Here is a 12,664-nt window from a genome sequence, read left to right on the forward strand (position 1 = left end):
GCCTAACTGCCGATTCGGGGAGACCCCGGGAACTGGAGCGCACACCACCATGATGGGAGGCAACCACGCCGCGACGGGAGCCGCGGCCTGGGTAGCGGTCACCGCGTCGACGCCGATCGCCTTCGGCTGGTATCCGGTGACCGACACCGGCGTGATCGCGGGAGCGCTCGTCTGTGCCGGAGCCGCGCTCCTGCCGGACGCCGACCATCACTCGGGCACCATCGCGAACTCGCTCAAGCCGGTGTCGAACGGCGTGGTCAAGGTCATCGAGGCCGTCTCGGGCGGGCACCGCAAGGGCACCCACTCCATTCTCGGTGTCGCCGTGTTCACGGCCATCGCCTGGGGGCTCAGCTTCCTGAGCATCGACACGGGCAACGAGCAGATCGGCTCGATCCTGATCGGCCCGGGCATCATGTGCGTGCTGCTCGTCGCGTTCGCCCTGAAGGCGCTCAAGATCACGCGGGACACGAAGCTGCTGCCGTGGACCACGTCGGTCACGCTGGCGGTGCTGATCGCGATCTTCGCGCCCGAGGAGTGGTTCTGGATGCCGTTCAGCGTGGCGCTGGGCTGCACCGTGCACATCCTCGGCGACATGATCACCACCAACGGTGTGCCGCTGCTGTGGCCGCTGAAGTTCCGCAGTCCCCGCTGGATGCGTGACGGCCGCGGCCTGGAGCTCGACATGATCTGGCGTTCCGGCGGCAACCTCTCGGTGCCGATCCTGGGCGACGCGGGGTCGGTCCGGGAGTGGATCTTCCTCATCCCCGTGTCGCTCTACGCGATCGTCGGCATCGTGTGGGCCCTGCTCAACGAGATGGGCTACGACACCATGGCCGTGTGGAACCAGGTGCTCGCGCTCTTCCCGGCCTGAGCCGCCCGGCACGACGACGCCGTCCGGCCCTCGCCCGCTGCCGGGCGGGGGCCGGACGTCGCTCGGCCCTCGTTCAGAGGCCTCCGGCCACGGCGGCGCCGGCGGCGAGCCAGGCGCGCCGCGTCTCGGGGCGCAGCGCGCCGTACCGCAGGTGACCGTCGACCATGGCGGGGTCGAACGGGATGGTCACGACCTCGCGGGCCAGGGACCGGTAGCCGTCGGCCACCTTCTCCAGCTCGCCCGAGGACTCCTTCTGGTCGGCCTGGCTGACGACGACGACGGCCTGCTGGGCCAGGTAGGCCGACCGGCCGTCGCGGGTGCCGAGCGCCTCGAGCAGCAGGGCACCGGCCTCGGCGTGGTCGTCGCGCGTGGTGGTGGCCACCACGAGCTGGTCGGTCAGGTCGATCATCCGCTGCCACATCGGGTCGGACTCGTCGTTGCCGGAGTCGATGAGGATCATCCGGTAGTACTTGGAGAGCACGGAGTGGATCGCGTCCACGTCCTGCGGCTCGATGCGCTGCTCGTTGGCCATGGCGATCGGCTTGGACCGGAGCACGTCGAACCGGTCGCGCGTCTGGTGGTGCACGTACCGCGCCAGGTCGGCCGCCTGCGCCGACGGCCCCAGCAGGCGGTCCGTCTGCGGCAGCAGGTCCAGCAGCGTGGACTCGTGCGGGCCCTGCTCGGTGCGCCAGCCCAGCGTCCCACGGGTCTGGTTGTTGTCCCACGTGACCACGCCCGCGCCGCCGAACTGCGCGAAGACCGCCGCGAGCAGCACCGTCGACGGCGTCTTGCCCGCGCCGCCCTTGCCGTTCACCATCGAGATGGTGCGCGGGCCGGGCCAGTGCTGGCTCACCGCGCGCTCGTCGGCGCGCTCGAGCCGTTCCGACTCGCTCGGCCCCACGCGGATGCCCATGCGGGTCAGCATCCCGCGGAAGCCCTGCGTGGCCGGGTCCTCGTCCTGCTGGTGCGTGAGGAACGACTGGCGCGCCTCGCGGCGGGAGCGCGGTGCGCTCGGCTCGCCCGCCGGCACGGGGGCCGACTCCAGGTCGGACAGGCCCATTTCCGGCTCGCCGTAACCCGCGGTCGGTACGGCGTTCACGGGAGCCGAGACGGGGCTCGCCACGCTGCCGGGGGTCGCGGCCGCGATACCGCCGTGGGCCCCGTTCGACCCGTTGCCCGGGCCGTCCTGCGCCGCGTTCTCGCGGACCCAGTCGGCCACGCCCGCGTCGCCGTCCGCGTCCGCACCGGACGGGACGGGAATGGTGGCCGGGTCGCCCTGCGCGGGGCCGCCCAGGGCGAGGTCCGACGGCGCCTGCGCGGCGTCGGGCAGCTCAGGGGCCCGCGGGGCGCGACGCACCGTGTCCGTGTCGATCGGGTCGGCGGGCTCGGCGTCGCCGCCCGGGGACAGGTCCGCAACCGGGACGCCTTCGAACGCGGGGGCAGGGATGGTCCCCGGCCCCGTGGGGGGCTCCTGCGGCGCGGCCACCGGCGGTGCCGCCGTGGGAGGCGCCGCCACTGATGGCGCCTGCGGCGTCGGCGACGACGGCGGCGCGAGCTCGTCCTCCTCCGGAACCACGGTGCCGTCCGGGTGCACGATCAGGTTCCAGAGCCCTTCGGGGCCGGTCGCGGAAGCCCGCACCGGCCGGCCGATCTGGGCGGCGTTCTCCGTCACGCGCCGCAAGACCTCCACCCGCGCCTCCTCCAGGCTGCCGGTCGCGATCGGGTGGAACGTCCCGTCGATCGTCACCTCACCGGAGCCGTCCTCGCGGACGATCGCGTCGATCCGGGGCCAGCGGGGCACGGTGTCAGAGCTCATGCGTTTCCTCCGAAGTTCCTGGGCAGGCGGACAGCGCGGCGGGTTCGCCCCCGAAGCAAGGGTCGGACATGATCGGCCGGCTGGCCACCCCAACGGGGCATTCACCCCACCTGGTAGGTTCTCGCGCAACCTGTCGCAACCAGGACAACGACCGAGGAGCCCTTGCGTGTCCGACGACCAGACCCGCCGTATTCCCGCGGCGGCCGACCCGACGCAGATCCAGCGACCGCCCGCGCGCCCGGGGCAGCCCGGCGCCCCGTCATCGTATGACGCGACGCAGCGGATGAGCTCCTTCGCACCGGGTGATGCTGCCGGACAGCGCGCGGGAGCACAGGGCGGCTCCCCCGTCGACGAGCACACGCAGATCATGCCGCCCCCGCGGCAGGGCTCCGTGGTGGACGAGTCGACCCAGGTGATGCTGCCGACGCGCGGTGGCTCGACGGTCGACGAGTCCACCCAGTTCCTCCCTCCGACCCGCGGCGGTTCGCCGATCGACGAGTCCACGCAGGTCATGCCGCCGCCACGCGGCTCCTCCGCCGTCGACGAGTCGACGCAGCTCCTTCCGCCGGCGGGGGCGCAGCAACGCGACTACCGGTCCGCGACGCCGCCGCCCGCACGGCCGTACCGTCCTTACGAGACCGAGCAGCCGACGCAGGTGCAGTCGCCGGCGGCCTTCCCCGGGGAGGCCGGGTATGGGCAGCAGGGTTACGGGCAGCAGGGTTACGGGCAGCAGCCCGGTTATCCGGGCCAGCCGGGTTACGGCCAGGGCCAGCAGGCCGGTTACCCGGGTCAGCAGGGCCAGCCCGGTCAGCAGGGCTACGGGCAGCAGGGCTACGGCCAGCAGGCCGGATACCCGCAGCAGGGCCAGCAGACCCCGCCCAACCCGTTCGAGCAGGGTTTCGGCCCGCAGTCGGGCCAGCCGACGCCGCCGCGGCGTACCCGCGAGGACGACTCAGGCGGGGGCGGCTCGATGGCCGGCGCCGTCCTGGCATGGATCCCGCGGATCCTGCTCGCGCTGGGCGTCTACCAGCTCGTGCGGCTGATCCCCGGTTTCGACGTCATGCCCGACGTCGCGCAGTTCCCGCTGTTCCGTGGGATCGGCGACGGCGTGCTGGGCATGCTCAACCTCAACCCCGAGTGGTCGGACCAGGCCGCCAACCTGACGATCCCGGTGCTCGGCATCGCCCTGGCCGCCCTCTTCAACATGATCCGCTCGCTGAACACGTCGCTGGCGGTCTGGCCGCACGCCCTCGTGATCGTCGCGTGGGTCGTGGTCTTCGCCGTCGGCGGCATCGTGGGGTATGCCCAGGACGCGACCGAGAACGTGAAGCAGGACGTTCAGAACCAGGTGGACCAGAGCATCGAGGACGCCGAGCAGGACGCCAAGGACGCCGTACAGGAGGAGATCGACAAGGGCGTCGAGGACGCCAAGCAGAACGCGACCGAGAGCATCACCGGGCAGCTCGAGGACGCGCTGCCCGGCGGGAACGGGTAGGGCGCGACCAGGACTCGGGCAGGGCACGGGTAGGTCATGGACGGTGAAGAGCGCGCCGCGCAAGGTCACGACCTGGGCACTGGGCCCCCGGTGCGGCGCGGGACGCTGATAGCGTTTCTCACGTCCAACCGGTAGTCCCGGTGCACTGCTGAGGAGACCCTGCTTGTCCGACGAGACCACCCCCATGACGGCCGCACGCCCTGCCGGACAGCCGGTCGGGGGTGGCGACCGGACCGCCGTCGTACCGACGCCGTCCACGCGGCCGCTGCCGCCGACGGGGGCCGTGCCGCCGCCCACCGCGCCCACGAGGGTGGTCGTGCCCGCCGGGCCGTCGGAGGCGACGAACGTGGTGACACCCGCGCACGTCGCGGGGCACGGGGGCGCCGTCGGGCCCGGGGCGGGCGCCGCGACCGGGAACGGGTACCCGGGTGGTGGACACCAGGGGGTGCCCGCCGCGCCCACGGCGCCGCGGATCCCCGCGACCGGCGAGATGCTCGGCCCGTTCCAGCTCGGCGACTCGCTGGGCCACGGCGGGTTCGCCCACGTGTACCGCGCCACGGGCCAGGGCGGCGAGGTCGCGCTGAAGGTCCTCACCAACACCGAGGCCGGCTCGCTGGACCGGTTCATCGGTGAGGCCGCACTGCTGGAGCGCCTTGCCGGGCGGGGCTTCCCGCAGCTCGTGGCGGCCGGACTGAGCGACCCGACCCCGTGGTTCGCGATGGAGCTGGTGCCGGGCCCCACACTGTCCCAGCGCCTGGCCGCCAACGGCCCGCTGCCGGTGCACGAGGTGCTCCGCGTGGCCGACGACGTGCTCGACGCGCTCGCGGTGCTTCAGGAGGAGCACTTCCTGCACCGGGACGTGAAGCCGGCCAACATCATCGCCGCGCCCGACCGGTACGTGCTCATCGACCTGGGTATCGCCAAGGGCCACGGCACGACGACGTCGACGCACGCGGCGGGCACCATCTCGTACATGGCGCCCGAGCTGTTCGTGCGCAAGCCGCACGCCCGCTCCGACGTGTACAGCCTGGGCCTGCTGCTGATCTTCCTCGCCACGGGCGAGCTGCCGAACGACCTCAACTTCGCCGGCCGCGACCTCACGGCCGCCGACGTCGGACCCGTGGACCAGCGGCTGCTGCCCCTGATCCTGGCCATGACCCGGCACCGGCCCGAGGACCGTCCGCCGCTGCACAACCTGTCGCGCACCGTTGCCCAGCTCGCCACGGACAGCGCCCGGCTCGACCCCGCGCTGCTCGCCGCGGCGGGCGCCACCACGATCGAGCGCGGCCTGGTCACCGAGGTGCTCACGGGCAGTGCGGCGTCGGCCACCGTGGCGCCCACCAGCGTGCTCGCGAGCAACCCCGTGCAGCCGGGCGAGCCCATGACCAACCTGGTCTACGACCAGCAGCTCATGGGCCGCCTGCACCAGGTGCACGGCGACGGGTTCGACGGCGCGGCCGAGGAGGTCATCTCGACGTACCTGGCCGCCGTCGGGCCGCAGCGGGCCGGCGGGCGCGCGCCCGCCGCGATCAAGGACTACCTGTGGGCCGCGATGCGGTGGGCCCCGGCGTTCACGCCCGAGGGGTACTCCGACACGTTCGACGGCTGGGCCGCCTACCGGCAGCGTCACGGCCTGCCGCTGCCCGGCAGCCCGACGACGTCGGTACCCCGCCGCCAGACGACCGGCACCGCCCAGCGGGTGACGTCCACGCAGCGAGCGACGTCCGCGCAGCGGGTGGCGCCATCCGCCGCGCAGCAGCAGCCCACGCAGGTCGCGCCGTCGTTCCGGCCGGGGGCGGCCGCCGCCGCGGCCTCCGCCCGGACCGCGCCGGCGCCCGCGCACCAGCCGGGGACGACCGGTACGCAGCCGAACCAGCGGCCGCCCTTCCAGCCGACGGCGCTTCAGCCGACGGGGCCTCAGCCGGCCGGGCCGACTCAGCCGCCGGTGCCGGCCGCCGCGCCGCCGCGGCGGGACGACGCCGATCCGCGGGACGCGCGGGACTCCCGGAAGCGGGACTCGGACGGCGGCGGCGGCGCGCGGGCGCTGGCGACCGTCGTCGGCTGGATCCCGCGCGTGCTGCTCGCCATCGCGCTGTACCAGCTGGTGCGCCTGATCCCGGGCTTCGACGCGATGCCCAGCGCCGCCGAGCTACCGCTGTTCGCCGCGCTGGGCGACATCGCGGTGGCCACCATGGGCCTGGACCCGGAGTGGGCGCCGCGCATGGCGGAGCTCTCCATCCCGCTGCTCGGCATCGTGGCATCCGCGCTGGTCAACCTGGTGCGCGCGGTGCGCTCCCGCCGCGGCGGGCGCACCTGGCCGCTCTGGGTGGTCGTCGTGGTGTGGGTCATCGTCATCGCGGTGCAGGGCGTGGTCGGCTACGCCCAGCAGGTCACCCAGGACGCGCGCGACTCGTTCGAGCAGCAGCGCGAGCAGATCCAGGACGACCTGGAGCAGGGCGTCCAGGACACCACCGAGGACGTCCGGGACTCGCTCTGGCAGTCGTTCGAGGACGCCCTCCCCTGGAACTCGCAAGAGAACTGACGCGGGGGGGGCGTGTCCTGCCCCGCGGACTCGGCAGTTTGCCCCGCAAACTCGGCAGTTTGCCCGGCAGACTCGGCAGTTTGCCCGGCAGACTCGGCAGTTTGCCCCGCAGACTCGGCAGTTGGCATCGAGATCGGCTCAGGCCTGGACCGATCTCGATGCCAAGTGCCGAGCGCTCATGAAAGTGCCGAAGGTGTGGGCGCCGGTCGCGCAGCAAGGTGCCGATCCTGACTGGCTCATGCGCCACGTGCCTCCACATGCCAGCACCTCACGCGTCGCGCCACCTCCATGTGTCAGGTCCCACACGTCACTTCGCGCGCGCCAGGTCCCACGCGTCGCTTCGCGCCCGTCAGGTCCCACGCGTCGCTTCGCGCCCGTCAGGTCCCACACGTCAGGTCCCGCACGTCGCGCCCCACACGTCACGTCCCATGCGCCACCTGTCACGCGAACCTAGTCATGAATGCGATCCACCGCGCTGGAGCCCCTCGACACGGCGCCAGAACGGTTCGAGCACGACCACAGGCAACGTCGGCGCCGCCTTGTGCACAGAGGACCCGGTACGCGAGCCCCTGAGCGCTGCACGCCCGGCACGCTCGTGTCCATGAAGGTGACCTCAACCCAGGACGGCGTCGCCGTCCCCGAAGTACTCCTGGCACGTGAGCAGGACAAGAACCAGCTGGCGCTCGCGAGCCGCCAGGGCTCGTTGACCCGGATCCGCCGGGGTGCCTACTGCGACCCCGATGCCCTCCGGGCGGACGGCCCCGCCTCGGCCTCGCGCGAGAAGCGGAGCCGGGAGCTCGCCCGCGCCCGGGCGCTGCACCGGCAGCTGCGCTCGAAGGCGGTGTTCAGCCACACGACGGCGGCACTCCTACTGGGCTGTCCCGTCTGGACCGTGCCCGACCGCACACACGTCTACCAGCGCTACCGCCCGTCGAGCCGCGCGGCGAAGGACATCGTCCGACACGTGGGCACCGTTCCGGCAGACGCCGTCGTCACCGCGCAGGGCCTTCCGGTGACGGCGCTCGCGCGTACCGTCGTCGACTGCGCCCTGACGCTGCACCCGCTGGAGGCCCTCGTCATCGCCGACTTCGCACTGGGCCGGGACGTCCACCGCGCCGAGCTCCTGGCGGAACTCGACGGCTGGGCCGAGCGGCGCGGCGTCCGGCGCGCCCGGCTGGTCGTCGAGCTGGCGGACGGCGGCTCGGACTCACCCTGGGAAACCTGGGTGCGCTACGAGATGCTGCGGACCGGCCTGCCCAGGCCGGTCACCCAGATGCCCGTGTCGACCGACCGCGGCGTGTTCCACACCGACCTCGGCTACCCGCAGTGGAACCTGGGTGTCGAGTACGACGGCCTGATCAAGTACCGGCCGGACGGCGTCGGCACCGGTCACGACCCCGCGCGCGAGTTCATGAACGAGAAGAGCCGAGCCGAGGCGATCCGCAGGGCGGGGATCACCGTGGAGCGCGTCGCGGCGTCCGACCGCGGCGACGTCCCGGCGATGCTCGCCCGCCTCACCGCACACCTACCACCCGACGTGGTGGGGCAGTCACGCGTCAACCCCCTGCTACCGCCGTCCTGACCACGGCAGTTTGCCCCGCAGACTCGGCAGTTTGCCCCGCGGGCTCGGCAGTTTGCATCGAGATCGGTCCAGGCCTGAGCCGATCTCGATGCCAACTGCCGAAGACTCGGGCGGAGTGCCGAGTCCGGCGGCAACCAGCCCAGTCCGGCCCGGCGGCAACCAGCCCTGTCCCTGGCGACAACCGGCCCCGTCCGCCCCCGCGACAACCGGTCTCGAAAAAACACGTGCGACCCGCACCGGCCGCGTGCAATGCTCCTCGCACGGTCATCGGGCCACCCCTCGAGGCGCTCGCTGACCGGCCAAGCCAGCAGGACAGATCAGCTCCGGCACGTGCGTTCGAGCACGGTGCGGACAGGAAGGAGGCAGTGATGGACGACGTCGTTCGCGCAGCTGCCTCCGCGGCAGCAGACGCCACTGTCACCAGGAGCACCCGGGACTGATCCGGCGATGCTCCAGCATCAAGGAGCACCCACTTGCCCCGTTTTCCCGAATCACCTTCCGCCGTCCTCATCCACGCAGCAGGCAAGGGCAGCATGTCGTCAGGCGACCGGTCGGCCGCCGCAGAACGCCGGTCCGCCCAGCGCGTGCGCGTCAGCCGCGAGGACCTGGAGGGCTACTACCCCACTTCTGACGACGCCGGCCGGCCCGACGGCGCCGACGTCGTCCAGCACGACCTGACCGACCCCACCCAGCCCGACCCCACCCAGCCCGGCCCCGGGCAGCGCTGGTCCACCTGGCGCTCAGTCGCCAAGGGACAGCGCGGACCCGAGCCGCTGCCGGACTGGGTGGTGACCCGGGATGCCGCGATCGACACCGAGCTCGGCATCCTCAAGACCGGGAAGGAGGCCGACGCGTTCCTCATCGAGCGCGCCGTCCCGGCCGGCACGGACTCCACGCCCGACCTGACCCTCGACCAGGCGGCCACGCGCTGCCTGCTCGTGGCCAAGCGGTACCGCAGCCTGGAGCACGGCCAGTTCCACCGCGGCTCGGAGTACACCGAGGGCCGCACCGTGCGGCGCACCCGCGACCAGCGCGCCATGGAGGACCGCAAGTCCGCCTGGGGTCGCGCGGTGTCGGCCACCCAGTGGGCGGACGCCGAGTTCATCGCCCTGCGCACGGCTTGGGAGGCGGGCGCGCCCGTGCCCTACCCCGTCCAGATCGACGGTACCGAGGTGCTCATGGAGTTCGTGGGCACCGAGGAGACCGACGACCTGGGCCGCACCCAGCCGATCGCCGCGCCGCGCCTGACCAGGGTGCGGCCGTCGGACGACCTGCTGGAGTCCTACTGGGAGCAGCTGACGTACGGCATGTCGGTGCTGGCCCGGCTGGGCTTCGCGCACGGCGACCTGTCGCCGTACAACATCCTGGCCGACGGCGAGCGGCTGGTCATCATCGACCTGCCGCAGGTCGTGGACCTGGCCGCCAACCCGTTCTCCAGCGACGTGCTGCTGCGCGACTGCCGCACCGTGTGCGACTGGTTCACCGCCCGCGGGCTCGACGTCGACGCGGACGCCCTGTTCGCCGACCTGCTCGCGCAGGCCTTCTGAACCCCACGCCTGTGTCAGGCGTCCAGGCGTCCTGGACGTCTGACACGGGGGGTCAGGCCGGGGTGACCGGGCCGCAGGTCCAGGACGAGAACACCAGGTCGGTCTGCACCCGCCCCACCTCGCCGCGGGCGGTGAGGTCGAGCACGAGCCGCTGCAGCTCGTCGGTGTCGGCGCAGGCCACGTTGATCAGGAAGTCGTCCGGCCCCGACACGTGGTGCACCGCCCGGGTCTGCGGCAGCCTGCGCACCCACTCGACGAACGGCCCCAGCAGGGGACGCGAGTGGGTGGTCAGCCGCACCATCAGCATGGCCTGCAGCCCTCGCCCGACGGCGGCCGGGTCGATCGCCGCGTGGTACCCGCGGATCACGCCGGCGTTCTGCAGCCGCTGGACGCGCGCCAGGCAGGTCGACGGCGCGACTCCGACCCGCTGCGCGAGCGTCTTGTTGGGGAGGCGTCCGTCGTTCTGGAGTTCGAGCAGCAACGCCCGGTCCACCGAATCCAGGAGCACGTTCTGGGTCATGGGCCGAATATCTAGCACGTCGCGCCGCCGTCCGACAGGACGAATGCCGATAGTCACCCATGAGCTTGCATTCCTGGACCACGCGCGCCGTCCACGCCGGCAAGGACGACCTCGCCGCCCTCGGGCTCCACGCCCCGCCGATCGACCTGTCCACCACCTACCCGTCGCACGACGTCGTCGGCGAGGCCACGCGCCTGGACGAGTTCGCCGAGGGGCACGACGACGGCGGCCCGCCGGTGTACGGGCGCGTCGCCAACCCGACGGTGCGCCGGTTCGAGAACGCCCTGGCCGAGCTCGAAGGGGCCGAGGCAGCCGTCGCGTTCTCGACCGGCATGGCCGCGCTGTCCGCTTGTCTGCTGGCCCAGGTCGCGGCGGGCCGCTCGCACGTCGTCGGCGTCCGGCCGCTGTACGGCACCACGGACCACCTGCTCGACTCGGGGCTGCTCGGCACGTCGGTGACGTGGGCCTCACCCGAGGACGCGGCGTCGGCCATCACGGGCAGGACCGGGCTCGTGGTGGTCGAGACCCCGGCCAACCCCACGCTGGACGAGGTCGACCTGCGCGCGCTGACCGACGCGTGCGCCCCCGTTCCGGTGCTGGTGGACAGCACGTTCGCCACGCCGGTGCTGCAGCACCCGCTGGAGCAGGGGGCCGCGATGGTGCTGCACAGCGCCACGAAGTACCTGGGCGGGCACGGCGACGTGATGGGCGGCGTGGTCGCCTGTGGCGAGGACATGGCCCGGTCGCTACGGCAGATCCGGTTCGTCACGGGCGCGATGCTGCACCCCATGGCGGGGTACGAGCTGCTGCGCGGCCTGTCGACACTCGCGGTGCGGGTGCACGGGGCCTCGGCCACGGCGGCGGAGCTGGCGCGCCGGCTCGCCGACCACCCGGGGGTCACGCGGGTGCACTACCCGAGCATCGGCGGGGCCATGGTGTCGTTCGAGACGTCGGCCGACCCGGTGACCCTGGTGTCCGCCGTGCGGCTGATCACCCCGGCGGTGAGCCTGGGCAGCGTGGACAGCCTGATCCAGCACCCCGCCTCGCTGACCCACCGGATCATGGACGAGGTGTCCCGCAAGGAGGCGGGCATCTCACCCGACCTGGTGCGCCTGTCGGTGGGCCTGGAGGACGTCGAGGACCTCTGGGGCGACCTGGACCAGGCCCTGGCCCACGCCGCCCGCTGAGCCCCCGCCCCGGAGCCGCTCCACGAGGTGGTGGAGCGGTCGGCGTCCGCCTACCGTGAGGGCATGACGAGCACCCCGTACGACTACGAAGACCTCCTCGCGTTCCTCGTCGGCTACGGCGTCGCGCTCGGGTCGGGCGACCTGGACGCCCTCGCGGACGGGCTCGCCTACCCGTCGGTGGTCGTGGCGGCGGAGCGCTCCGTCATGCTGCCCGACGCCGAGGCCGCGCGGGCGGAGCTCGGCGGCATGCTCGCGGGCTACCGGGAGCGGGGGCTGGTCGCCGCCGTGCCGGAGATCAAGGCCGTCGAGCAGGTGGGCGACGCGCTGCTGTGGGTCGACGTGCGGTGGAGCTTCAAGGACGAGAACGCCTCGGAGGCGACGGCGGACCGGATGCGCTACCTGCTGCGCCGCGGCCGGGACACGTTCGAGCTGTGCGTGGTCGTGCCGGTCGAGGAGTAGGCGCCCCGGCCCGTCATCGGGTCGGGGCGACCTCCCGCCGCATGTGCCAGCGGGTCAGCCGGCCGCTCGTCGCGTCCGTCGGTCCCAGCCGGTCGAAGCCGGCGCGCTCGAACATGCCGACCGTGCCGACGAACGCGGCGCTCACCGGGACGCGGCGGCCGGGTTCCGGCTCCACGGGGAAGGCGTCGAGCGCCGTCGCGCCGTGGGCCTCCGCGTAGTCGACGCCGGCATCGAGCAGGGCCTGGGCGACGCCCCGCCGGCGGAAGCCCGCGCGCACCGTCACGCACATGAACACCCAGGTGGTGGACCAGGCGTCGGGCTCCCCCACCGGCAGCACGCGGGAGCGCTGCAGCGAGCGAGCGGCCGAGCGGCGGGAGAAGCCGAGCCAGCCGGCGACCTCACCGTCGTCGAGATACGCGAGCATCCCCGGCGTCGGGTCCTCCCGCGTCAGCGCGCGCAGGCGGTCCCCGCGCGTCGTGACGTCCTCCTTGGCCGGCGCGCGCCAGTGCATGCACCAGCACGCCTGCTCGCGTCCGGACGGGTTGAGGACGCGCGCGATGTCGTCGAACCGGTCGGCGGTGGCCGGCACCACCACGACCTGAGCCTCCGGTCTCTGGGCCATGTCCGGAACCTACTCCACGTCAC

10 protein-coding genes are annotated in these 12,664 nt (G+C 73.0%); 7 read left to right on the plus strand and 3 right to left on the minus strand.

Annotated elements, in window-relative coordinates; genetic code table 11:
* The first annotated feature begins 49 nt into the window (after nucleotides 1-49).
* Nucleotides 50-871 (plus strand): metal-dependent hydrolase, encoded by an 822-nt coding sequence (locus ACH47X_RS05015; protein WP_397401998.1) that lies wholly within the window; start codon nucleotides 50-52, stop codon nucleotides 869-871.
* A gap of 73 nt (nucleotides 872-944) precedes the next feature.
* Here the strand turns inward: ACH47X_RS05015 and ACH47X_RS05020 are convergent, their stop codons facing one another.
* On the minus strand, nucleotides 945-2,687 hold the full coding sequence (locus ACH47X_RS05020) for an ATPase (protein ID WP_397402000.1): 1,743 nt from the start codon (nucleotides 2,685-2,687) through the stop codon (nucleotides 945-947).
* Nucleotides 2,688-2,853: 166 nt separating this feature from the next.
* Here ACH47X_RS05020 and ACH47X_RS05025 point away from each other — a divergent pair, with 166 nt between their 5' ends.
* The 4 genes from ACH47X_RS05025 to ACH47X_RS05040 all read left to right on the plus strand — a co-directional run bounded on the left by ACH47X_RS05025 (nucleotide 2,854) and on the right by ACH47X_RS05040 (nucleotide 9,853).
* The gene (locus ACH47X_RS05025; RefSeq protein ID WP_397402002.1) at nucleotides 2,854-4,182 is read left to right on the plus strand and encodes a hypothetical protein; all 1,329 of its coding nucleotides are present in this window, start codon (nucleotides 2,854-2,856) and stop codon (nucleotides 4,180-4,182) included.
* A 163-nt stretch (nucleotides 4,183-4,345) separates the two neighbouring features.
* On the plus strand, nucleotides 4,346-6,724 hold the full coding sequence (locus tag ACH47X_RS05030; protein WP_397402004.1) for a serine/threonine-protein kinase: 2,379 nt from the start codon (nucleotides 4,346-4,348) through the stop codon (nucleotides 6,722-6,724).
* A 601-nt stretch (nucleotides 6,725-7,325) separates the two neighbouring features.
* Nucleotides 7,326-8,306, plus strand: a complete 981-nt coding sequence (locus ACH47X_RS05035) for a hypothetical protein (protein WP_397402006.1) — start codon at nucleotides 7,326-7,328, stop codon at nucleotides 8,304-8,306.
* Between the two features lie 533 nt (nucleotides 8,307-8,839).
* A complete protein-coding gene (locus ACH47X_RS05040; RefSeq protein WP_397402008.1) occupies nucleotides 8,840-9,853 on the plus strand; it encodes a serine protein kinase RIO in 1,014 nt (337 codons plus the stop codon).
* Nucleotides 9,854-9,905: 52 nt separating this feature from the next.
* Here the strand turns inward: ACH47X_RS05040 and ACH47X_RS05045 are convergent, their stop codons facing one another.
* Nucleotides 9,906-10,373, minus strand: coding sequence for an Lrp/AsnC family transcriptional regulator (locus ACH47X_RS05045; RefSeq protein WP_397402010.1), 468 nt, complete (start codon nucleotides 10,371-10,373; stop codon nucleotides 9,906-9,908).
* 59 nt (nucleotides 10,374-10,432) lie between these two features.
* Between ACH47X_RS05045 and ACH47X_RS05050 the strand changes: the two genes are divergently transcribed.
* Both ACH47X_RS05050 and ACH47X_RS05055 read left to right on the plus strand, forming a co-directional pair.
* Nucleotides 10,433-11,560 (plus strand): trans-sulfuration enzyme family protein, encoded by a 1,128-nt coding sequence (locus tag ACH47X_RS05050; RefSeq protein ID WP_397402012.1) that lies wholly within the window; start codon nucleotides 10,433-10,435, stop codon nucleotides 11,558-11,560.
* A 63-nt stretch (nucleotides 11,561-11,623) separates the two neighbouring features.
* Nucleotides 11,624-12,019 (plus strand): hypothetical protein, encoded by a 396-nt coding sequence (locus tag ACH47X_RS05055; protein ID WP_397402014.1) that lies wholly within the window; start codon nucleotides 11,624-11,626, stop codon nucleotides 12,017-12,019.
* 13 nt (nucleotides 12,020-12,032) lie between these two features.
* Here the strand turns inward: ACH47X_RS05055 and ACH47X_RS05060 are convergent, their stop codons facing one another.
* Nucleotides 12,033-12,641 carry a GNAT family N-acetyltransferase gene (locus ACH47X_RS05060; protein WP_397402016.1) on the minus strand — a complete coding sequence of 203 codons (609 nt, stop codon included), beginning with the start codon at nucleotides 12,639-12,641 and terminating at the stop codon, nucleotides 12,033-12,035.
* Nucleotides 12,642-12,664 lie beyond the last annotated feature (23 nt).

The sequence above is a fragment of the Promicromonospora kroppenstedtii genome, from assembly GCF_044389675.1.
Taxonomy (GTDB): Bacteria; Actinomycetota; Actinomycetes; order Actinomycetales; family Cellulomonadaceae; genus Promicromonospora; species Promicromonospora kroppenstedtii.